Raw genomic sequence first — 22942 nt, 5'->3', positions numbered from 1 at the left:
TCGAACGATGGATACCACGCCCCTACGTCCTGCATCCCTATCCCGATGCTCGCTTCTACGCCACTCATCCTTCATAAGAGCCGTATGCGTAGACGCGCTCGTACGGATCTGCGCAGGGGGCGATCAGCAATGATCGTCCCTACTGCGACCAACGACCTGAAATTCTGACATGGAGGAGTGGGTCGGGCGATTGAGAGGCGAGCCGCGAAATTCCCGGCTGACCGCCACCTGCCGGGATCCTTGCGAAGACAACGAAGAGTGATCGTCAAGCAGGAGCGAGACGGTTAAGAGTCAGGACGGTGATGTCGTCGGTTTGGCCGAAACGCTGCGCCTGCTCGGCGATGCTCTGAGCTGCCTGGGCGCTGATTTCACCAGTCCGCTCGAAACCAAAGAGCTCGCCGTTGGCGCTCTGGGCCTCAACCACGCCGTCGGTGAGCAGCGTCAGGCGATCGCCCGTGTCCAGCGCAAGCGTGCTCTCTTCGTACTCTGCGTCGGGAACGATGCCGAGCGGCAACGAACCGGGTACCTCGATCTCCCGGCCGTTGCGGAAAGGGGCGAGGTGTCCGGCATTGGCAAAGCGTAAGGCTCCGCCAGGATTCAGCACCCCGCAAAAGCAGGTGACGAAGCCGCCGTTGCTGGCGCGCACCAGCTCGGCGTTTAGGCGCATCAGGATCGCGGCGGGGCCCAGGCCTTCAAAAGCGAGGGCGCGCAGAGCGCCGATGGCCAGCACTCCGGTCATGGCGGCTTTCAACCCTTTGCCGCTCACATCTCCGACCGCAACGACAACGCTGCCGTCCGGCCGCGGAAGGATCTGGTAGAAGTCCCCACCAACTTCGTGCGCAGGCAGATAAGCGGCTTCAATGTGGCAGCCGGTAAGGGCAGGGATCGATCGTGGGACCAGTCGCTGCTGGATCTCGCGCGCTGCGTCGAGCTCAGCCGTAGCCCGTTCGTGTTCAAGAGCGATGCGGCGATGGCGAAACAACAGGACCGGACCGATTGAAACCAGGAAGAAGAACATCGACAAGTCGTCGTATTCAAAGGCAAAGCGACCGACATGGAATTGCCTGAACCAGGGTACGGTGATTCCGAGCACCTCAAATGTGCTTGCCAGAAGAAATGAGGGCAGCAACAGACCGGCCTCGCTGTTTCCGCGTCTCCATTTCCATGCAAGAAAGCCCAGCGAGCCAACGATAAAGGGCACTTGAACGACGAGCAGTACCAGAGAGAATGTCTCGCCTGACCATCGCGGTAACCATGCTAACTTCTCGCCTAAATAGGGGAAGCCGAACAGCACCGGGATAGTCAACAGCAGAATTTGATAACCGCGCATCCAGCGGTTGAGGCGAACCCCGGTGAAGGCTGCGATGAAACCAACTAACGGCGCATAGCGGCCTATCATGCCAAGAGCGTCAGTAAGCTCGCCGGTGGAGTACGGAAGCAACGGGTATACATAATTGAAGACCGACTCCAACGACATCGTCCCATCGAGAAAAAGGAAAGCGGCGAACCAAAGGTACGCTTGCCCGCGGGCATCGTTGCGGAAGGCCAGTAGCAGGATCGCCCCGCCGAGGAGTTCACCTGCACAGAGCAACGTTTGCGGCAACACCCCATAAAAGTGGGTTGCGTCATTGGCTGTGCGTATATCTTCGAGCACCGGCGCACGGCCGCAGAGCACGTCGCCGTTGTGGGGGATTCTTGCAGGCGAACCCAAGGGCCCGACGATGCGAATTGCGATCTGGGCGGGACCTGTTGGAAGATGGACCAGCAACCAGCGCCGCGCATGATTTGTTGTGCGGGGCCAATTGCTGCAGTCAACGGCTTTCTGCCCATCCACAAACACCTGGCAATCCTGAGCGTTGGGATACACGAGCAGAGCGGGATTGGAAAGCGGTTCGTCAGGTGACACGGTGGCGCGGAGCCAGATGATTTTAGGGCCTTGGCGTGGAATGCGGCCGGTTCCGAGCTGGTAAGTTCGGCCAGGGCGCGGATCGGCTGAAGCGATTGGACCGTCAGGAGGATCGCCTTCGTAGAGAAGCCAGGGACCGTCGAGACGCGCCGGTCCACCGGCGCTGTGCGTCACGATCGTCTGGGCGCAATCGAGACGCGCAGAGGCAAGAGCGATCAGTGCCAATGCAAAAACCAAACAGGCACGGTGCAAGGGATTTGGCCTCCGGAGGATATGGAGAGCCTCTCACAGAGACGGCGTACTAACAAGCCCTGCATTCACAATCGAACAATCTCGGTTTTTGGGAAGATTGCCCGAAGGTTGGAGCGTGACATGCGTTGTGGGTGAATGGTGCCTTTCTATTTCTTCGCCTCGGGTTTGCCAAAAAAACGAGTAGGGGAAGTATGGGCGGTGATTCGTCCGGCACTGTCTCCTAGACTTCGCGACGCTCAGCTACTCCGCCACTCTGCCCGGCACACTCCATCGCAGCCTCCAGGGAACGAACCACTCTCCCGAACCCAGTGGGCTGTGCATGGTGAAGTCCGGAACCGCCACTGCAACGGGGCGTTCAGTGCGATTTGAGGGTTGTTGCATCCAGGGCGGGTTGTATTCGATACGTTCTCCGATTCCAGACCACCTGCACAGAATACGGCCCGGTTCCGTTTGCCATCTGGCCTTCATGCACTTCCTCCTCTCACATTGAACCCAAGAGGCTCGCGCTCCTCAGGATTGGAGTGATCCACTTGGCAACTGCAATACTAGCGCTCTTGTCTGGCTTCTTGCACGGGCAGAAGGTCTGATTTTCGGGTTCCGAGAGGATGTGGGCAACCCTTCCCCAACCCCAATTTTGGGTTACTCGCGATTGGCGGTGATCCGACCCCAACGTAGCAAAGAGCGTTTAGGAACCAAACTTCGCAGCAATGGGGAAGCGATCGCGAACCTCATGGCGTGCGCCAGCCGGACCGAGGAAGGATTCGTAGAGGAGGAATTCTCGGGCGGTGAACGGCGGGAATTCTAAGTCGCTTTTCACTCGGTTTTTGAGCTGGCGGAGTGCGCGTAGCTTTTCGGCGCCTTTGGCGCGCGCGAGTGTGACGTGGGGGTGATAGGGGCGGTCTTCCGCAGCGGTCCCGCACTGTGCCGTCGCCGCTGCAACCAGTTGCTCAAGACGGCGCAGTTCGGGCGACACATTCACTGCGGCGAAAAACACCCCGGCGCGGTCAAAAAAAGCTGTCCCATGAAGCCAGACGGGAACCGGTGGCGATTTGATGGTGCCGAGGTGCTGTGCGAGGTTGCCGTACTTTTCGATTGAGGTCTCGCCCAAGAATTGCAGGGTGATGTGCCACGTCTCGGGGGAACTCCAGCGGAGACTGTCGTTGGCGGATCGCAGGCTGCGCGAAAGGCGCTCAAGTGCGTCGACGGCTTCGGAGGCTAATGGAATTCCGATGAAGAGCCGCATGGTTCGCCGACCTCAAATGAATTTCGCGAACGACTCGATCTGCTTCGCCTGGTGATCCCGGCGCTCCACGGGGGATGACAACACGGTCGATGTGGAAGTCGCGCCCAGCGCCGATAGCCTGTCGATCAGCGCCTCCAGGTGCCGGATCGAAACTACGTCGGCTTCAATCACGAACGATTCGGCGCCCGTAATCCGGTGACAGCGGCTGATCTCGCTCAGGTCTTTCAGCGCAGTCACCGTGCGGCTGATCTGCAACTCGCCTCCCGGAATCGTGAGCCGTACCAGGACGCGTATCGGCACGCCAAGCTTGGTGGCGTTGAGCGACGCATGATAACCGGTAATTACGCCGGCCTCTTCAAGGCGATGAACGCGTTCCGCTACTGCCGGCGTCGAAAGCCCAATCTTTCGCCCCAGTTCCGCAAACGACACGCGTGCGTTCTGCTGGAGGGCCTCCAGTATCTTCCACGCAATCGCATCCAGATCAATCGTGTTCGGTCTTGTTTTGTGACTCATCTGCCAGAAATCCTTAAGCTGCATCCCCATTATGCTTAATGCCATTAGGTTTTGGCCCTTGTTTTTTACGCGATACCCATTTTCAGTGCCTTCGCCGCGTCCTAGAGTATGGGTCAGCCGGGAATCCATCCCCTGTACGTTTCCCCTCAGTCCCGGCACAGGAGGTACCGCATGAGCGCCACCGTGCACTCTGCTCCCGTACAGGTTTCCCAAACCGTTGCTCCCGGCCAGGATTTTCTCCCCCTCAAGGGCACGGACTTCGTCGAGTTCTACGTCGGCAACGCGCGCCAGTCCGCCTACTTTTATCGCGCCGCCTTCGGCATGTCGCTTGTCGCCTATGCAGGACCCGAAACTGGCCAGCGCGACCGCTCCTCGTACGTTTTGCAGCAGGGAAAAGTCCGCTTCGTGTTGACCACTCCTCTGCGCGGCGGCAACGCCATCGCCGAGCACGTCGGGCGACACGGAGACGGGGTCAAGGTCATTGCCCTCTGGGTCGACGACGCCCGTGCCGCCTGGCGCGAAACCACCAGTCGTGGCGCCGTCAGCGTCGCACAGCCTTACGTTCTCGCCGATGAGCGCGGACAGGTTGTCCTGTCCAGCATCCGCACCTATGGCGACACGATCCACACGTTTGTCGAGCGCACGAATTACACCGGTGCGTTCCTCCCCGGCTACCGCGCCGTCGAGCGCGACACGATCGCGCGGCCCACCGGCCTGCTCCACATCGACCACATGGTCGGCAATGTGGGCTGGCACGAGATGGACGAGTGGGTGAAGTTCTACGCCGAAATCATGGGTTTCTCGCTCTATCAGCACTTCGACGACAAGGACATCTCCACCGAATACTCGGCGCTCATGTCGAAGGTGATGGCCAACGGCAACGGCTACGTCAAGTTCCCCATCAATGAGCCCGCCGAAGGCAAAAAGAAGTCGCAGATCGAAGAGTATCTCGAGTTCTACGGCGGCCCGGGCGTCCAGCACATCGCGCTCGCCACCAACGACATTCTGCACACGGTCAGCAAACTCAGCGAGCAGGGCATCGAGTTTCTGCAGGTGCCGCACGCCTACTACACCGAACTGCAAAGCCGCGTCGGCACCATCGATGAGCCTGTCGATGAACTTGAAAAGCTCGGCATCCTCGTCGATCGCGATCCCGAGGGATACATGCTGCAGATCTTCACGCGTCCCGTTGAAGACCGCCCCACCCTGTTCTTCGAGATCATCCAGCGCAAGGGCAGCCGCAGTTTCGGCAAAGGCAACTTCAAGGCGCTCTTCGAAGCCATCGAGCGCGAGCAGCAGGCACGCGGAAACCTGTAGGAGAGGTGAGATGAAAACCGAAGCGCTTTCCGTTTCCGTTCCTTACCTGATTGAGCAGGACTATTCCGCCTACACCGACGAGCAGCACGCCGTCTGGGCGGAGCTCGTGGGCCGGGTACTTCCTGAACTCGAAAAGCACGCGAGCCGCGCCTACCTCGACGGGTTTGAAATCATCGGCCTCCAACGCGACCGCCTTCCCCGGCTTTCCGCGATCAGCGCCCGTCTCGAGCCGCGCACCGGCTGGAATTCCACGCCGGTGAGCGGCTTCCTGCCGGCGCCGGCTTTCTTTGAGATGCTCGCAGCGCGCCGCTTTCCCACCACAACCTGGCTCCGCAGCCGCGAGTCGCTCGAATACACGCCGGAGCCCGACATCTTCCACGACGTCTTCGGCCACGTTCCGATGCACGCACATAAGGTCTTCGCGGAATTCCTCGAGCGCTACGGCAGCGTTTGCGCATCCATCAAAGATGAAACTGTTTTGGAGAAGCTGGGCCGCCTGTTCTGGTATACCGTGGAGTTCGGATTGATCCGCGAGCACAACGAAATCAAGGTCTACGGCAGCGGCCTCATCAGTTCCCACGGCGAGTGCTTGAACGTCATCGAAGGGCATTGCGCCATCCACGATTTTTCATTGGACGAGGTGCTCGCGACTCCGGTAAAGGTGGATGAGCTGCACAAGCTGCTGTTTGCAGTTTCCAGTTTTGACCAGATTTACGAAGCGATGCACGAGGCCGAGAGCCGCGCCCGGCAGAACCGCTTGTGAAAGGTGAAACGCATGGCTGATGGATTCCGGTACCAGACCGGCTTTGGAAATGAGTTTGCCACCGAGGCTGTCGAAGGAGGTTTGCCACAGGGCCAGAACGCACCGCAAAAGCATCCCCTCGGCCTCTACACCGAGCAGCTCAGCGGATCCCCGTTTACCGCGCCGCGCGCCGCCAATCGCCGCTCCTGGACCTATCGCATCCGTCCTTCTGTAACCCATCGCCCCTACGAAGAGATCCCTGCGCGGCTCATCCGCAGCGGGCCGTTTCTTGAGGTCCCCACTTCGCCCAATCAACTGCGCTGGGACCCATTGCCCGTCCCCAAAGAAAAGACAGACTTCGTGGATGGCATTGTGACGCTTGGCGGCAACGGAGACCCTGCGATGCAGCAGGGCGTCGCCATCCATCTCTACGCCGCCAACACCTCAATGCAGGATCGTTTCTTCTACACCGCCGACGGCGAATTGCTGATCGTTCCCCAACTCGGCGCCCTTCGCTTGCACACGGAGCTTGGAATACTCGATGTCGCTCCCGGCGAAATCTGCGTCATCCCTCGCGGTATCAAATTCCGCGTTGTGCTCGCTGAGAAACAGGCGCGAGGCTACATCTGCGAAAACTATGGCCTTCCGTTTCGTCTGCCGGAACTTGGCGCAATCGGCGCAAACGGGCTCGCCAATCCGCGCGATTTCAAAGCGCCCGTCGCGGCATTTGAAGATCGCGACGGCGATTTTCGCATCACATCGAAGTTCCTGGGGCGCCTCTGGTCCGCCGTCATCGATCACTCTCCGCTCGATGTTGTGGCATGGCACGGCAACTACGCGCCCTACAAATACGACCTCGCCTTGTTCAACTGCATCAATACCGTCTCCTTCGATCACCCCGACCCGTCCATCTACACTGTGCTGAGCGCGCCGACTCACGTTCCTGGCACCGCCAACTGCGACTTCGCGATCTTTCCTCCGCGCTGGATGGTCGCCGAGCACACCTTCCGCCCGCCCTGGTTCCATCGCAACCTGATGAACGAATTCATGGGCCTTGTCTTTGGCGCCTACGATGCCAAGGCTGAGGGATTTGTGCCCTGCGGAGCCAGCCTGCACAACTGCATGGCCGGACACGGCCCCGATGCCGAGACCTTTGAGCGCGCGACCGCGGCGGAACTCAAGCCGCACTACCTGGCCAACACGCTTGCCTTCATGTTTGAGACCCAGCTCGTCGTTCGCCCCACCGAGTTCGCCATGAACACCCGCATCTTGCAGCATGAATACTTCGAGTGCTGGCAGGGGCTGAAGAAGCACTTCAAGCAAAACTCAAAGTCCAAATCAAAGAAGAAATGACTGCCGTCGAAACGCTACTCGCGGGTCTGATTGACTACGCAGGCCTCTATCCGCCCGCCGGCCTCGACATGCGCACCGCCGTGCGCAACTACCTCGACTACCGGGGCGGTCCGCACGCCTTCGCGCTCGGCCGCTTCATCGTAGATATCGCGCGCACCGATGAGCTTCGTGAATTCGCGGGCGATGCGTTCAGAGCAATGCCACTCAGCGTGATCGCAACGCCGGAAATCGATTTGCAGAGATTTTCATCGCTCATCGGCAATGGATTCCGCATCGAGTCCATCGAGATCAAATGCGCCGAACCTGCAACCATCGACGAGCTTGGCCGGCGATTGCCGAAGAGCATCGAACGCTACATCGAAGTGCCGATCGATGGCTTTACGACGCCAGTGTTCGACGTTCTTGCCGCATCAGAGATGCGCGCCAAACTGCGCATGGGCGGTGTTGTGCCGGAGGCGTTTCCCGACGCGAAATCGGTTGCGTTCATTTTGAAGGAGCTTTTCAGTCGGAAAATCGCCTTCAAAGCTACAGCAGGATTGCATCATCCGATTCGCTCGCGCCATCACCTCACCTACGCTCCGGACAGCTCAACGGCTGTCATGCACGGCTTCTTGAATCTCGCCTGCACTGCCGCCCTGCTACACTCCGGCTGGTCGGTTGATGAGGCAATAGATACACTCCGGGAAGAAGACCCCAGTGCTTGGGATGCCTCTCCGGATGTCATTCGCTGCCGCAACTTCGCTTGGAACAGCACGCCACTGCGCGACATGCACAGCTTCTTCACTAGTTTTGGATCGTGTTCTTTCACCGAACCAATTCGCGACCTGGAGGTGCTGGGATGGCTGTAAAAAGCTGGGTCGAAAGCGCGAACGAGCCGGGGACCGACTTCCCGCTGCAGAATCTGCCTTACGGCGTCTTCAGCTACAACGGGGATACACGCATCGGCGTTGCCATCGGCGACCAGGTGCTCGACCTGCGCGCCTGCGCTGACCTGGGCCTTCTTCGCGAACTTGGTTCGGGTGCGGTCGAAGCCTGCGCGCAGGAATCCCTGAACGATCTGATGGCCCTGCGCTCCGAAACCTGGTCCGTTCTCCGCAACCAACTCACCGCACTCCTCGCGGAGAGTGCTGACTCCGCCACGAGGTTGCGCGTGCAGCCGCTCATCGTGCCCATGCGTGACGTGCAGATGCAAGTGCCCGCCGAGATCGGCGACTACACCGACTTCTACGCCTCCATCCACCACGCCACGCGCGTCGGCAAACTTTTCCGCCCTGACAATCCGCTGCTGCTTAACTATAAATATGTTCCCATCGGCTACCACGGCCGCGCCTCGTCGATCGTCGTCAGCGGCACCGATGTTCGCCGTCCTCAGGGCCAGACAAAATCACCGACCGCCAATGAGCCAGCATTTGGCCCATCGCGCTCTCTCGACTACGAACTCGAAGTCGGCATCTTCGTTGGTCCCGGCAATCCCCTCGGTCAGCCCATTCCAATCAACAATGCAGAGCAGCACATCTTCGGCCTTTGCCTCGTCAACGACTGGTCCGCACGCGACATTCAGTCCTGGGAATACCAACCCCTCGGCCCCTTCCTCGCCAAAAATTTCGCGACCACGGTCTCGCCTTGGATCATCTCCATGGAAGCCCTCGCACCTTATCGCGTGCCGGCCGCGACTCGTCCCGAAGGCGACCCCGCACCCCTCGCGTATCTGAGTTCCAGCGATTCCACTCACGCTGGCTTCGACGTCATCCTCGAGGTCTTCCTGCAATCGGAAAAGATGCGCAAGGCGAAAACGAAGCCTATCCAGATCAGCCAGGGAAATCTTCGCGATCTCTATTGGACGCCGGCCCAGCTCCTCACCCATCACGCCAGCAGCGGATGCAACCTCCGCCCCGGCGACCTGCTCGCCACCGGCACCATCTCCGGCCCGGAGGAGGGCTCTGAAGGCTGTCTCCTCGAGATGAGGCACCGCGCCGAACCCATCAAATTACCTACCGGCGAAACGCGCACATTTCTCGAAGACGGCGATCAAGTAATCCTGCGCGGCCATTGCCAGGCCCCTGGCATCCCTCGCATCGGCTTCGGCACATGCACGGGCAAAATCATTCCATCCGATTCCTCCAGGCCGTAACCGATGGGGAGCTCGCTTTAAGAGGTCATCCGGCGGTGAGACGAATCGTGATGATCTGGTGCGGCTGAACGCCGATCTTGAAGCTGTGCGGACTGTCTGGAGGAATCTGCGTCCGATCGCGTTCAACGGCATCTGTCGAGAAAATCGTTTTAAGTGAGATCAGTGACACATTGATTGTGACTGTGCGTGGCTGGCCGCCAAGGTCGATAAGGCGGAGAACCGTTCCATTGCCATCTTCTGCGGGTTTCCAGGTGTCCAGCAGGAGGTCGGCATCGTCGATGGATATGAAGCTGCCCTCGTTTCCGTTGAGAGGACGAGGCAGGTCGAGCGCCTTGTCCTGCGAGCGGATCTGATCCTTTTCAAGCGGCGTCGCTTCCTCCCACGCCACGCGACTGAGCGCCGCAGGATCGGTCTGCGCCGCGCTGGTGATGACATAGCGGAAGCGGAAATTTCCTCCCTGGGCGGCGCGGTAATTTGTGTGCCAGTAGTTGTTCATCACGTAAGAAAAGATATTGCCAGGCCGCTGACCGAAACTGGTCGGCCACTCGCCGCGATTGATGTCACCGAGCGTGACGAGCGAGGCATCGAGCGGCATGACGGTGGCGGAAGCGCCGTCCTGCTCGACTGAAACCCAATGCTGAACGGAAAACCACTCGTGCCCCGCGCCGGGATACATATCCCTGGCGGGGTCGACGACACCGTTCTGGATTTCGTACTGGAACCGCGGATGCGTCATTGCGAAGGGGAAGGCGAAATAGACGGCTTCCTTCTTCAGTTCAGGTTTCTTGTCGAGATCCTCGATGAGCTCGACTTTCTTTTCACCATCGTAGACACGGATTTCGGTGTGAATCTGCGGAGTGTTCTCGGCGGATGATTCAAGTTGCGCACGCCACCCCCATGGGGTTCGCTCCACCGAAATCAGGCGGCCGTTCCGGGCGGGATGAGGATGCAATTCCGGCTTGGGAGAGACTGCCCGATACTGCAGGATGCTGTTCGGTTCCTCATCGCCTCCGCTGACATAGACGTATTGGCCGAAGCGCCATGGGCTGTTGGTGTCAACCAACTCCTTGTTCAGTTGCTTGTCGTACATGCTGCGGATGCTGCCTGAGGATGAGTCGAGTTCGATGCGATAGAAGGGGCTCTCGATGGTGGTCGATGTTGTTGTTTGCGGGGTAGGCGACGGTGAGTGAGCGGTCCTCAATTCGAAGACCTTATAGCCTACGGCTGGAACGCCAGTTGCGCGGAACTCGACTCTACGGAAGCTCGGGCCTTCGTGCAGAACCACGTATGGAACGGCTTGTTTCGTAGCGCGATCGACGATCTCCATGCCTTTGTCGAGATCCATTGCAACCTGTCCATCGCGCTTCCAGTTCAGGGGATTAAACACGATGAGGCTGTCGACACCGGCAGCAATGGAGTCAGCAAGAGCTGCCATACTGCCGCGAAGGATGTCGCTGCGCTGATCGGCGGCCGAGGTTGCGCGCGAATCCTTCACACGAAGCTGCTCGATGGCCTCGTCGCTGTCGGGATCGGAGACGCTATTCCACGAGGTCCAGGTATGCTCATCCATCAGGACCATGTTGGCCCACATCGAATTCAACTCGTCGCGATTGACCGCGAGACGCGGATTCACGAGGGTGCTGATGGTGGCGAGCTTCTCTGCCGATGGCGCCCGGCTCTCGTTTTCGCGCTCGATGGCCGCGTAGAGTGCATCTGAACCGATGCCGTCTTCCCAGTACGGGCCACCGTCGCCACGCACTGTGGGGATGGCGTCACCGAACTGAGCGGCGATGCCAGCCAGCGCATCGTGAAAGCCGGAGTATTCGATGTGCGGATAGGCGTAGATCGCGTTCCACTGGTCGGCGAGTTCGGCCTGCTGCGGGAACAGGTCGGTGTTCTCGACCTGTGTTCCGAAGATGATGGCCGCGCTGGCGCGATAGCTGGGGTGCTGGTACATCTGAAGGAAGAGCGGTAGAACCTCCTCGCCTGTTTGTGTGAACGGGGGCAGACCAAACAGGAATTGCATCTGCATGTAGTGACGCGAGTACCACATCAGCACCTTGCCGCCGTCGGGGCCCTCCCACCAGAAGGGAGAGTTCTCGTTCAGGTGGCCCTGAAGGAGCACGGGAGCGCGATCGTTGTTGCTGCCGGCGAAGAAGTAGGGAATGCCGGCGGCGGCGAGGATCGAGGCATACGACCAGGAATAGGAGGGCACGTCAGTGATGTTGGCGTAGTTAAGCGGCGTGCCGTGCGTGCGGCTGAAATTGGCGCTGGGATAGAGCGAGCGAATGAGAGTTTCAGCGGTTGGAAATCCCGTGAGGACATTGCTGGATTGCGCGGGGAGAAAGATCTTCTGCTGCTTGATGGCCTGGACGATCCGTTCTTTCTCGGCAGGTGTGCGCGTTTGCAGATACTGCTCCAAGTTCCACTCGCCGTCTGTGCTGAATCGGAACGAGGGATGTTTTTCGACAAGATCGATGGCTTCGTCGAGAATGCGGCTCTGAATCGCGGAGACCTTCGCCTGGTAGTCGGTGTAGCCCACGTCAAGATGCACGTGAGGCACGAGAAAGAGGGTCCACTTTTTCTGTGGCTGAATTGTCTGGTCGAGATGGGTTGCGTGTCCATCTACATCCACGCTCACCCTGGCATGCGTGTCAGAGGGGAATTCGGGAACGTTGAAACTGACTCGGTCTTCCCCGAAGTCCTGATCGCCACGCAAAGGAATGCTGAGATTGTGCCCTGCGATCGCAAGCTGAACGCGCCCGAGGTGCGGACGCTGGACGCAACGCACGAAGACGTCGACTCGTTCGTCTGTGGACGTGCCGTGCTTCTGATAGAAGATGGTCGGTTCCACTTCTGCGGTGACGGCCGCCGGCAGGGCGTCAATATGCTGCAGTTCGACGGCATCGTATTGGAATCCGGCATCGGGAACGGCCTTGTCGCCTGCGGGGACTGCCTGCAGTGAGATGCTGTTTTGGCCGGTCTTCAGCCACGACCCGGGAAAGTCGACCTCGACTTCGGCATGCCCGTAGGCCGGATAGAAAGCGGCCACCATGTCGCCCATGTTGTCGTCGAGCTTGGGGTGAAGGTAAAACATGCCAGTGCGTCCGTTGATGCCGACTTGCAGCGCGGGAACGCTGGACTCCTCAATCATTACGGAAACTCTAAGGCGATAAGCGTGTTCGGGCCGGCCTGTGATCGAGAAGACGATTTCGCGAGGGGCAGTCGCTGGATCAGCGGGTTTTCCAACCGGTGCGACGGGCGCAAACGCATACCAGCCTGAGCGCGGCTGATCCTGTCCTACGACGAAGCTGACGGCCTGGTGCGGAGGTCCGTCAGCGAATTCACCTGACGAACCGTCAAAGACTCCGACGCGCCAGACTGTTTTTTCCTGCGATTCGGCGAAGAGCGACAGGGGCAACATCAACGCGAAAACAAGCGCAAAAACATTCCGCCTCATGGTGTCTCCAAGTAGTAAGCGAGCGGGCTCGCTTACGCAACAAGAAAGTCGAATCAAGCTCCGGTACGAACAAAGGCTTTGATTGTGGCACACGGCTTTCCGGCCGACCTGCCGTGAGGACGAATCGTGTAGGCGCCAACGGCGGCAGGAACAATGAATGTTTCCGCGTAGTGGACGACAAAGGACTCAAAAGCGCCGGTTGGGCTTTCGACGATAGCCTCATCGCCTTCCACGAGATTGAGGACATTCACACCACCGCGCGTGTCGTGCGGGACGGCGCTGGTGAACCAGTGGCGGCGCGTCTCGATAAACTCGCGCACATGGAGTCCGGTGCGCTCTTCTCTCCAGCCAATTTCTTCATGTATGGTTTCGAAGCGGTTGATTAGTTCGCGTTGGATCCATGCGGTGGTGCGGTCCATCTGAATGTTGGCGGCACCGTGCTCAATATGGATTGGGCGCGGTCTGTCGTCCATTCCCAGCCGGCCCCAGTCCCAGAGCTTGAAGGTAAAGATATAGGGGGTGGCGCTGATTTCAAGCACCATGCTCTCCGCTCCTGAGCAATGAATGGTGCCGGCGGGAATGAGAAAATGGTCGTGCTTTTGCGCCGGCCAGCGGTTGACGTATTTCTCAGTTGGAAAGTCATGTTCGCCGTGTTGCGCGCGCAAGAGGCTGTCGATCAGTTCCCTTCGCGCAACGTTATCTTTCAGTCCAAGATACACAGATGCGCCGTGGCCGGCGTCGAGAATGTAGTAGCTCTCGTCCTGGGTGTAGTTCATGCCGAATTTGTCTTGAATGTACTCGGTGAGAGGGTGGACCTGCAGAGACAGATTGCCGCCGCCCATCGTGTCGAGGAAGTCAAACCGAATGGGAAACTCAGTACCGAATCGCGCATGGACTGCATCGCCGAGCAAAGCGCGAGGCTCTGAAAAAACCAGGTCGATTGATGGCACCTCTACGCGATGCGGACCGAAGCCGAGCAAGAGGCTGTTTTCTTCCGGAACGCAATCGAAGCACCACGCATGGTTGGGAACGTCGCGGGGCAGATCGCAAATCTCCTCCATCCAGTGGCCGCCCCACGGGCCGGGGTCGAAGTACGGCACGACCCGAAAGGGGCGCAGCGCTGTATGAGCCAGGGCAGCGCGAAACGCATCTCCGCTGATGAGCTTTGGTGCTTGCGGTCGATTGGTATCGAGCAGGAAGTCGATCCGCGGCAAAAGCAGTTTCTTCAGGCGATCCGCAGCGCGCCACTCGACGAAAAACCCACACTTGTATTTCGCAGCGAAGTCATCGTCGAGATTATCGAGGCCCAGATTGCCGGTTTCTTCACGTCTCCAGCGAAGCTGAATCTCCCATCGGGCAAGGTCGGCGTAGACACGTGTCGCATTGGGTGGAGAAACAAAAAATGCACCGGTGCCAATCACAAGGACCGGCGCTTGCTTTGCGGAACGCTCAACGGCGTGGCGCATTTCCTGGAGTTTCGGCAGAGCGAAGTAATCTTCGAGCGTGAGTCCGTTCATGCGTCCGAACACGCGATCAGGGGTGAGGTGCGGATCCAGGACCGCGCGCAGTTCCCACGAAGTTTTCAGGCATTCCTGAGCACGGAAGACCGAGAGCGAGGGGAAATGGGCGCGCAGCTCCTCGATCACGCTATCGACAAATACGCCGGGATAGCACTCCACGCAGATTGCCTGATGGGGCTGCAGGTGCGGAGCGAGGCGCGCCGCAATGGCCTGCCATCCCACACTGCACTCTTCCGCGGGGCCGGCCGCGACAACGGGAGATTTATCGTAATTGGATTGGCGGGGCATCAGAACACCTCACATCTTAGCGGAACGGCGACGCTGGTCTCGCCAGTTGCCTGCGCATGACGTCTTGTGCAGGCGGCCCAGGCATGTTTTGCGAGGTAGTTGTGGACGCAAAGAACGACGAATCCAAACGCAACACATTACGCATCCGCCGGTGTGAAATGGGTGAGCCAACATGAAAGTGTTCCACCTCGGAACGCTGGATCAGGAGAGATAGCGACTTGTGGCGGCGAGAATAAAGACCGCAAGAACGAGCAAGGTGACACCGATCCATTGAATGCGGAGCGGAGATGTTCCGCTGTTCTTCCATTCGCCGGTGAACATGCCAAGCAGACTCGCCGTAATGACGATGAGAGACATGAAGACCGGCCAACCAACAATGGGGCCCAGGGCACCCAGCATCACAGTGGAGAGACCGTAAAGTATGGTGCTGCCGAACCAGCAGACAGCCATGAGAAGCGCCAGTGCCCAGTGACCGATGCCGCCGCTGCGAAAACTACTGCCGGTGCGGTTCTTTCGAAGCAGGAAGATACAGTACAAAAGATTCGGTACTGCGCCGGCGAGCATGAGGGGCATCCAGACCGCATTGGAGGCGTTGAGTGGGCTGGCTCCCAGAGTACGCGCCGACAGCACAAGCGGTGCTCCGAAGGCGAGGCCAAAATTCACAAAGGACGCGCCGAATCCGCAGAGGATGGCGAGCACCAACCCGAAGGTGGCATTCTTGCGCGGGCCAGTGTGGACCCTGAGCGCCTTTTCGCGTTGCCGACCTGCGAGTGCGCAGACGAGTACGCCTGCGAGAACCAAGCCCACGCCGGCGAGCAGGCCATGTCCCGACGCGGTATGGAGGCGCTCGGGATGGAGACGAAACAGCGGGACGAGGGTGCCGACAGCGGCGGAGGTGCCGAGAACCAGCGAAAACGTGAGCGCGATGCCGATAACATCCATCGCGAGCCCGAAGAAAACCTGTGCCACGCCCCAACCCGCACCAAATCCGACGACCTCAAGGACAATGTTCGCGACCCCCGAACCGTACAAGTCGTCGAGATGAGGGACGGTGCTGTACGCGACGAGGGGTGGCAGAAGGATAAGTGCGAAAACTGTCCACGCAAGCCAGGTGTTCTCCCACGCCCAGCGGCGCGCGTACTTCATCGGCAGCGTGAAGCTGGCGTTCATGATGCCGGCAAGAACAAGGATGAAGAAACCTGGGCCGGCCCCGCTCATTTCCATCTGTCACCTTTCAAGAGAAACCGCGATGGCCGCGAAACAGCGCATTCAGGATATCGCCTGGCGAGCAGCTGACGAGATGACGGTCTTAAGTGCTTACGCTCTACAATGCCACCAGAGCTCGCGGTAAATTTTCCGCGTACAAATCCTTTGGGGAGCGATGATGCGCAAGCTGGGTTGGAGCGATCGGCGGATTGGGTGGTCGGCTGGAATGTTGGTGCTGCTGGCAATGGGCACCTTAACAGCAAAGACGCAACAGAGTGACAACGGGTCAGCCAATCCGGCTGCGCTTGTGAATTTGCTGATCGGAACGACCAATGGTGGCAACGATTACCCCGGGGCCACACTGCCACTGGGTATGCTGGCCTGGAGTCCGGAAGAACCGCGGAACCGCCCGCGCCGGCATGTGGAAGGCGTGCCCGGGTCGATGCGCGATGACCATGGACGTCCTGCAGCTCCCGGCGGTTACGAGTACACGGCGAATCGCATCAGTGGATTTTCGTTGACGCACCTGATGGGCACTGGTTGCGCAGGCGCCGGCGGCGATATTCCGTTTATGCCCTATGTGGGTGAGGTCACCTCGTCGCCTGCAAGCGATGAAGGCGCGGAGATCTACGGCAGCGCGTTCTCACATGACGACGAGACGGCAAAAGCCGGCTATTACAAGGTCAAGCTCGAGAACGGCGTCACAGTGGAGTTGACGAGTACTCTTCGCACCGGTGCCGGACGATTCACATATCCCGCAGGCAAGACTGCGGTCATGCTGGTGCGCACCGCGAATTCAGAAACCGGTAGCACGGACGCGCATGTGAAGATTGACGCAACCAATCGCATCGTCTCCGGGTCTGTGACAAGCGGCAACTTCTGCGGATACCTCGGCACAACCGATCGCCGGAGCTACTACACGCTGTACTTTGTTGCGCACTTCGATGCGCCGTTCTTGAGCACCGGAACCTGGCAGGACGCTACCGTGCGCGCTGGAACCAGCGAGGCATCCGGCGGCACAACTTTCGGCGCCAAAGGGTTCGTCCCGCCAGCAAAAGGTTCGGGTGGATGGGTGGTGCTCGACACTTCGAGGTCTGCAAGCGTCGAAGTTCACGTCGGTATTTCGTATGTGAGCGAAGAGAACGCCGAGGCAAATCTGCTTGCAGAGAATCCGCCCGGATCCACATTCGAGAGAGTGCGCGAGACAGCACACTCGGCTTGGAATGACACGCTGAGCCGCGTGCAGGTTGAAGGCGGTACGCACGACGAACAGGTCGTGTTCTACACCGCCCTCTACCACACGTTGCTGGGCGAGAACCTCGCCAGCGACGTGGATGGCCGCTATAGAGGTATGGACGGAAAGGTCCACTCACTCGCTGCTCCCCAGAAGGCGCAATACAGCACCTTCTCCGGCTGGGACGTGTATCGGTCGCAATTGCAGCTACTCACATTGCTTGAGCCCGATGTTGCCGGCGACTTCGCCCAGTCCCTGCTGAACCAGGCAAACCAGAACGGGGGCGAGTGGGATCGCTGGACGCATAACTCGGGAATCACTCACGTGATGAACGGCGATCCCGCAGCGCCATCCATCGCAGATATTCTCGCCTTCGGCGGCAGCAACTTCGACGCCAGGGCGGCATACAAATCTCTGCTTCTTGCGGCCACCGTTCCAACCGCGCATGACCTGAGCAAAGAAGGATGTGAAGTGGAGTGTGTGGGCCAGAGACCATCTCTCGATCAGTGGCTCAAGCTGCACTACATCCCCGTCGGCGCAAATGCCTGGGGACCGGCAGCAGACACGCTCGAAGACGCCACGGCTGACTTTGCCATCTCGGAGCTGGCACGGCGTATGGGCGACGATTCCACGCACAGTCAGTTTCTTGTGCGGGCTCAGTATTGGAAGAACATCTTCAATCCGCAGGCGACATCGGAAGGCGGATACATTCAGAACCGCAACGCCGACGGCACATGGCCGAAGTTTTCCCCGGAGTCCGACGATGGGTTCGTCGAGGGCAGCGCCGCGCAATACCTATGGATGGTACCCTTCAACGCGCAGGGCCTCTTTACCATGTTGGGTGGGAATGAAAAGGCGAGCCGGCGCCTGAACGCCTTCTTCTACAAGCCCGACGGCAGCCTGGCGGTGACCGAGTCCGGCGGCCTGCATGCAGAGCTCAACAATGAGCCTTCCATTGAAACGCCGTGGCTCTTCGATTTCCTTGGACAGCCCTGGAAGACCCAGGAAGCGGTGCGCAAGGTGCTGAATTCCATCTGGACAAATTCCCCCAGGGGAATGCCGGGCAATGACGACCTGGGTGAGATGTCGTCCTGGTATGTGTGGTCGGCAATCGGCATGTATCCGGAAATCCCGGGCCGCGCCGAACTCGTGCTTGGTAGCCCGCTGTTCACGGCCGTCCACATCCGGCGCCCCGCAGGCGACATCGTCGTGAAAGCGCACAACGCCGGAACCAACGCTCCCTACGTGCAAAGTTTGAAAGTGAATGGCAAGACCACAACGAAGACCTGGCTGCCGGAGCGGTTTGTGGATCATGGTGGGACGCTGGAGTTTGAGCTGGGCGCAACACCGAACAAGCACTGGGGAACCAGCGCAAAGGATGCGCCCCCGTCGTTCGAGCCGTAATGCAAGAATCCGCACTGCGCTGCGAAACGAACTGTCGTGGGCCACGAACTCGCTAAACATGCTCGGCACACAGACAAAAACCCGCAGCCCTGGGGCCGCGGGTCTCTCGCTCCACTTTGCCCGGAACTATTCCACTCTGTTGGAAGCAATGGTCTGCTTGTACCACTCCGCGCTCAGCTTTGGAGTCCGTTTCAACGTCTTGAAGTCCACATAATGAATGCCGAACCGCTTCGAATACCCATCGGCCCATTCGAAATTGTCCAGCAGACTCCAAAGGAAGTAGCCCTTCACCGGATACCCTTCGCTGGCCGCCCGATGCAGTTGGGTCAGATGATTGCGCAAATACATCACGCGATCGACATCCTCTACGTGTCCTTCCGGTGTCAACACATCATCCGATGACGTGCCGTTTTCGGTGATGTAGATTGCCGGCACTTTCTCCTTCCAGATGTCGCACACATTGCGAACGCCCCAGTAGATGCACTCCGGACCCAAGTTGATCCAGGGCGAGAACATGTGCGGAAACGACGACGGCATCGGCTCTTCCGCCCAGCCTTTGGGGGAATTGTCTGCGCGCGCATACAGAGGCACGTAGATATTCACTCCGAGAAAATCGATCGGACTGCCGATCGCCTTCATGTCGCCTTCTTCGACCTTCGGCGCGTTCGCTCCCTCGTGCTCCAGGTAGCTCTGTGGATATTTGCCATCCAGCACGGTAGTGAGGAACGGTGCGTTTCCGTCGCGCGTTGCCTTGCGCGCAGCCTCAATGTGCTCGGCAGTCTCCATCACCGGGCAATAGACAATCGCGTTCTCCGCCAGTCCCACCTGCGTTCCGCCCGGGGTATTTGCGCGAATTGCTTCGACGCCGAGTCCGTGCGCCAGGATGGCATGATGCCGGATCTGGTTCACCTGGGCAGGCCCCAGCTTCAGCCCCGGCGCAAACTGGCCCTCCTTGTACCCGAGATCGGTGAAGCAGATGAATTCATTGGTCGTCATCCAGTGCTTCACCTTGTCGCCCAGGTGCTTCGTCACGTATCCGCAATAATCCGCAAAAGCCTTCGACGTATCGCGTGACTGCCACCCGCCCTGCAGCCCCGCCGGTGTGTCCCAGTGAAACATCGTGATGTACGGTGTGATGTTGTTGGCCAGCAGTTCATCAACCACGCGGTTGTAGTAGTCCAACCCCTTCTGATTCACCTCACCCTTGCCCGTCGGAAACACGCGCGACCACGACATCGACATGCGGTACACACTAACGCCCAGGTTCTTGAGCAGCTGCACGTCCCGTTTGTAGAGGTGATACGAATCGTCCGCGACATCGCCTGTGTCGCCGTTGTGCGTCTTCCCCGGCGTATGCGAGAACACGTCCCACAGCGACGGGCCGCGCCCATCATCCTTCGCACCGCCTTCAATCTGGTACGACGCAGTCGCACATCCCCACAGAAATCCCTTTGGATATTCAAGCGGCGCCGGCTGCGGCTCTCCAAGCGCCAGCCTCGGTAGCGCAATTCCCGCATACGTTGCTGCTGCCGCTGCGGCAACACTCTTGCCAAATTGACGACGGGTAATGACTTTCATTTGGATTCCCTTTCACTCAACCGCTAAAATCTCGTGCAAAAACGTTTTAGCAGAGGATTGCACAGGTCCGCAAGGACCGATTTTCGATCAGTTGCTGCAGCAAGGGAAAATTGCCACAGATCTTCCTTTAAATGAAGGGGCAGGGCAAGCGGCCGGAGCAGTGTTCCCTGCAACCGGCCGAATGGGAGCGTTCCGATCTCTGCTATTTCAATTCTCAGAACTGGCGATGTCTACTGGGGCTGCTTGGCGCCTTCTTTGGCGCCCTTCACAGCGCCCTTGGCCGTGCTCCTGGTCTTGTGGTACGCCTTTTTGGTGCCGTGCTTCGTCTTATGGTAGGCCTTCTTCGTCGCCTTCTTGGTTCCGTGCGCCGCATCTTTTGCTGCATACTTGGTGTCGCGCCCGGCTTGCTTCATATCCTGCTTCGCGCTGCTATCCGTCTGTTGAGTGATCGCAAATGCCGGTCTGCACATCAGAGCGGCTCCTAGAATCATCGCGCACATCTGGAAACTCATTCTCATATTGAAATGGATTCCTCCTCAGACCTCGGAGTTGGCTGACGCCCGTGAACACTACAAATCAGGCCAGCCGGTTCGTCAAAAAACAAGAGCCGCAGCCCTTCGGCCACGGCTCTTGTTGCTCCCGCTCCACTTACAATTGTGCGATGCATGGCGCCGACAGGCGCAGTCGGCCCCACCGCAGGTGGTTACATTTCTTTCACGCCTTCGACAAACGCCTTCAGCTTTCTTGACCGCGATGGATGACGCAGCTTGCGCAGCGCCTTCGCTTCGATCTGCCGGATGCGCTCGCGCGTCACCTGGAAGCTCTGTCCCACCTCTTCCAGGGTGTGCTCCGAGCCGTCTTCCAGCCCAAAGCGCATTTTGATCACCCGCTCTTCGCGCGGCGTCAGCGTTCGCAGAACTTGAGAGGTATATTCCTTCAGGTTCACGCTGATCACAGCTTCGCTCGGCGAAACCGCCTGGCGGTCTTCGATGAAATCGCCGAGGTGCGAGTCTTCCTCTTCACCAATCGGCGTCTCCAGCGAAATCGGTTCCTGCGCGATTTTCAGCACCTTGCGCACCTTGGCCACGGGAATATCCATGCGCCGCGCGATCTCTTCGCTCGACGGCTCACGTCCAAGCTCCTGCACGAGTTGACGAGATGTTCGGATCAGCTTGTTGATCGTCTCGATCATGTGCACAGGAATACGGATTGTCCTCGCCTGGTCCGCGATGGCGCGCGTAATCGCCTGGCGAATCCACCACGTCGCATAGGTCGAGAACTTGTACCCGCGCCGATATTCGAACTTGTCCACCGCCTTCATCAGGCCGATGTTGCCTTCCTGAATCAGGTCGAGGAACTGCAGTCCGCGGTTGGTGTATTTCTTCGCGATCGAAACCACGAGACGAAGGTTGGCTTCAATCAACTCCCGCTTCGCCTGCTCGGCGTCCATGTCGCCCTGGATCATCTCGCGCTGTGTGCGCTTCAGTTCCACAATCGACACGCCCGCATCGCCTTCGATTTTTTCGAGGTCGATCTTGCAGTTCTTCTGCTGGCGCCGATACTCCTTCTTCAGCTCATCGCTCTTCGAGGCTTCATACTTCTGATCCAGCGAACGAATCTGCCGCTCCAGCGTGCGCATCGTGTCGACGGTCTTGTTCACCTTGTCGAGCAACCGCTTGCGCTCCAGGGCCGTGTACTTCAGCTCGCGCACAATTCGCGAAACCAGTACCTTCTCGCGTGCGATCAGCCAGCGCAGCTTACGCAACTCTTTCTGGCTGGTCTTGCTGTTCGCCGCCGCCTGCTTCTCTTCAAAGCCCGCGATCTTTTTCTGATGCTTTATCAGCGCATCAATGCGTGCAACTGTCGAACGCACGCGCGCCTGCACCACGTCTTCGGTCAACTCTTCTTCGTCGAAGACCACGACCTCTTTTACGTTGCGCACACCGCGCTTCAGGTCTTCACCCAGCGCCACAATCTCGCGAATCACGATCGGCGAACGCGAAATCGCCTTCAGGACGCGCATCTGTCCGCGCTCGATGCGCTTGGCAATTTCCACTTCGCCTTCACGCGTAAGCAACGGCACGGTTCCCATCTCGCGCAGATACATGCGGACGGGGTCATTGGTTTTCTCAAGGGTTCCCGGTGTGAGATCAAGCTCGACGTCTTCGCCCTCTTCGAGCTCAAAATCCTTCTCTGCGCCGAACTTCGGCGCGTCCAGCAGATCGATACCCTGGCTGCCGATCGTCGTCATCAGATCGTCGATGTCATCGGGAGAAGTGCTGATGTCCTCCGGCAACATGTCGTTGACATCGCCGTAGGTCAGGTAGCCCTTCTCCTTGCCGGTATCGATCAGGTTAGTGATGTCGTCTTCAAATTTGTCGTTGATGGCCAAAACGGTTCCTACTCTCCAGCGCGATCAAGTTTTAGCACCGGGTCGCGCGCCAGTGCAGAGCTCGTTTCGCGTGCAACAGGATTTGGATGCCCAAACCTGCGCGTTCGCGGAACGGACTCCCGTCCCCCCGCATAAAAAAAGCGGCCTGAAGTAATCGCTCGGAGCAGGATGTTCGCGCTTCAGGTTTCGCCTGGTCGCCCGCGAGCCGAAGCTCATATGTGGGGCAAAGGGGGCGCGCATCCTCACAGAGATCAATAGACTAACACAGTTGATTCCGCCGTAGAACGACGAATTCTCAACCCGGATTCCACACAGGTAACGCCAATTCTGCCTGCCGAAACTCCGGACCGGGCAAACTCTCTCGTCTGCCCTGCTGTTTCCTGTTTATTTAGACGTGTTTCGG

The 22942-nt window shown here is 59.0% G+C and carries 15 protein-coding genes; 6 read left to right on the top strand and 9 right to left on the bottom strand.

Annotated features, from left to right (window positions below; genetic code table 11):
- Positions 1 to 265 precede the first annotated feature (265 nt).
- The 3 genes from WCA10_RS26200 to WCA10_RS26190 all read right to left on the bottom strand — a co-directional run bounded on the left by WCA10_RS26200 (position 266) and on the right by WCA10_RS26190 (position 3914).
- Positions 266 to 2158, bottom strand: a complete 1893-nt coding sequence (locus WCA10_RS26200; RefSeq protein WP_472825502.1) for a PP2C family protein-serine/threonine phosphatase — start codon at positions 2156 to 2158, stop codon at positions 266 to 268.
- Between the two features lie 685 nt (positions 2159 to 2843).
- Positions 2844 to 3401: an RNA 2',3'-cyclic phosphodiesterase gene (gene thpR / locus WCA10_RS26195; protein WP_472825501.1), complete on the bottom strand. Its 558-nt coding sequence runs from the start codon at positions 3399 to 3401 to the stop codon at positions 2844 to 2846.
- A 12-nt stretch (positions 3402 to 3413) separates the two neighbouring features.
- Positions 3414 to 3914, bottom strand: a complete 501-nt coding sequence (locus tag WCA10_RS26190) for an Lrp/AsnC family transcriptional regulator (RefSeq protein ID WP_472825500.1) — start codon at positions 3912 to 3914, stop codon at positions 3414 to 3416.
- 171 nt (positions 3915 to 4085) lie between these two features.
- Here WCA10_RS26190 and hppD point away from each other — a divergent pair, with 171 nt between their 5' ends.
- From hppD to fahA, 5 genes are read left to right on the top strand one after another with little or no spacing between them, the layout of a single operon-like run.
- The gene (hppD, locus tag WCA10_RS26185; protein WP_472825499.1) at positions 4086 to 5231 is read left to right on the top strand and encodes a 4-hydroxyphenylpyruvate dioxygenase; all 1146 of its coding nucleotides are present in this window, start codon (positions 4086 to 4088) and stop codon (positions 5229 to 5231) included.
- A 10-nt stretch (positions 5232 to 5241) separates the two neighbouring features.
- Entirely contained in the window at positions 5242 to 5994 is a 753-nt protein-coding gene (locus WCA10_RS26180) for a phenylalanine 4-monooxygenase (protein WP_472825498.1), read from the top strand.
- A 12-nt stretch (positions 5995 to 6006) separates the two neighbouring features.
- Positions 6007 to 7326, top strand: a complete 1320-nt coding sequence (gene hmgA, locus WCA10_RS26175) for a homogentisate 1,2-dioxygenase (protein WP_472825497.1) — start codon at positions 6007 to 6009, stop codon at positions 7324 to 7326.
- On the top strand, positions 7323 to 8174 hold the full coding sequence (locus WCA10_RS26170) for a hypothetical protein (RefSeq protein WP_472825496.1): 852 nt from the start codon (positions 7323 to 7325) through the stop codon (positions 8172 to 8174). Before hmgA ends, WCA10_RS26170 begins: the two co-directional genes overlap by 4 nt.
- The gene (fahA, locus tag WCA10_RS26165) at positions 8165 to 9457 is read left to right on the top strand and encodes a fumarylacetoacetase (protein ID WP_472825495.1); all 1293 of its coding nucleotides are present in this window, start codon (positions 8165 to 8167) and stop codon (positions 9455 to 9457) included. The genes WCA10_RS26170 and fahA overlap by 10 nt, the downstream gene beginning before the upstream one ends.
- A gap of 25 nt (positions 9458 to 9482) precedes the next feature.
- Here the strand turns inward: fahA and WCA10_RS26160 are convergent, their stop codons facing one another.
- From WCA10_RS26160 to WCA10_RS26150, 3 genes are all read right to left on the bottom strand, one after another.
- Positions 9483 to 12917 carry a glycoside hydrolase family 38 N-terminal domain-containing protein gene (locus tag WCA10_RS26160; RefSeq protein ID WP_472825494.1) on the bottom strand — a complete coding sequence of 1145 codons (3435 nt, stop codon included), beginning with the start codon at positions 12915 to 12917 and terminating at the stop codon, positions 9483 to 9485.
- Between the two features lie 53 nt (positions 12918 to 12970).
- Entirely contained in the window at positions 12971 to 14725 is a 1755-nt protein-coding gene (locus tag WCA10_RS26155) for a class I mannose-6-phosphate isomerase (protein ID WP_472825493.1), read from the bottom strand.
- A 201-nt stretch (positions 14726 to 14926) separates the two neighbouring features.
- Entirely contained in the window at positions 14927 to 15949 is a 1023-nt protein-coding gene (locus tag WCA10_RS26150) for an L-rhamnose/proton symporter RhaT (RefSeq protein WP_472825492.1), read from the bottom strand.
- 157 nt (positions 15950 to 16106) lie between these two features.
- On the opposite strand from WCA10_RS26150, the gene WCA10_RS26145 reads away from it, so the two are divergent.
- Positions 16107 to 18569 carry a GH92 family glycosyl hydrolase gene (locus WCA10_RS26145; RefSeq protein ID WP_472825491.1) on the top strand — a complete coding sequence of 821 codons (2463 nt, stop codon included), beginning with the start codon at positions 16107 to 16109 and terminating at the stop codon, positions 18567 to 18569.
- A 126-nt stretch (positions 18570 to 18695) separates the two neighbouring features.
- On the opposite strand, the gene WCA10_RS26140 is transcribed toward WCA10_RS26145, so the two are convergent.
- From WCA10_RS26140 to rpoD, 3 genes are all read right to left on the bottom strand, one after another.
- A complete protein-coding gene (locus WCA10_RS26140) occupies positions 18696 to 20147 on the bottom strand; it encodes a GH1 family beta-glucosidase (protein WP_472825490.1) in 1452 nt (483 codons plus the stop codon).
- A gap of 230 nt (positions 20148 to 20377) precedes the next feature.
- A complete protein-coding gene (locus tag WCA10_RS26135) occupies positions 20378 to 20617 on the bottom strand; it encodes a hypothetical protein (RefSeq protein ID WP_472825489.1) in 240 nt (79 codons plus the stop codon).
- A 233-nt stretch (positions 20618 to 20850) separates the two neighbouring features.
- Complete coding sequence (rpoD, locus tag WCA10_RS26130) at positions 20851 to 22539, bottom strand: RNA polymerase sigma factor RpoD (protein WP_472825488.1); 1689 nt, start codon at positions 22537 to 22539, stop codon at positions 20851 to 20853.
- Between the last annotated feature and the right edge of the window lie 403 nt (positions 22540 to 22942).

Source organism: Occallatibacter sp., assembly GCF_049582745.1.
Taxonomy (GTDB): Bacteria; Acidobacteriota; Terriglobia; order Terriglobales; family Acidobacteriaceae; genus Telmatobacter.
The sequence above is the reverse complement of the archived record's forward strand: the minus strand, read 5'-3'. Positions and strand labels throughout refer to the sequence as shown.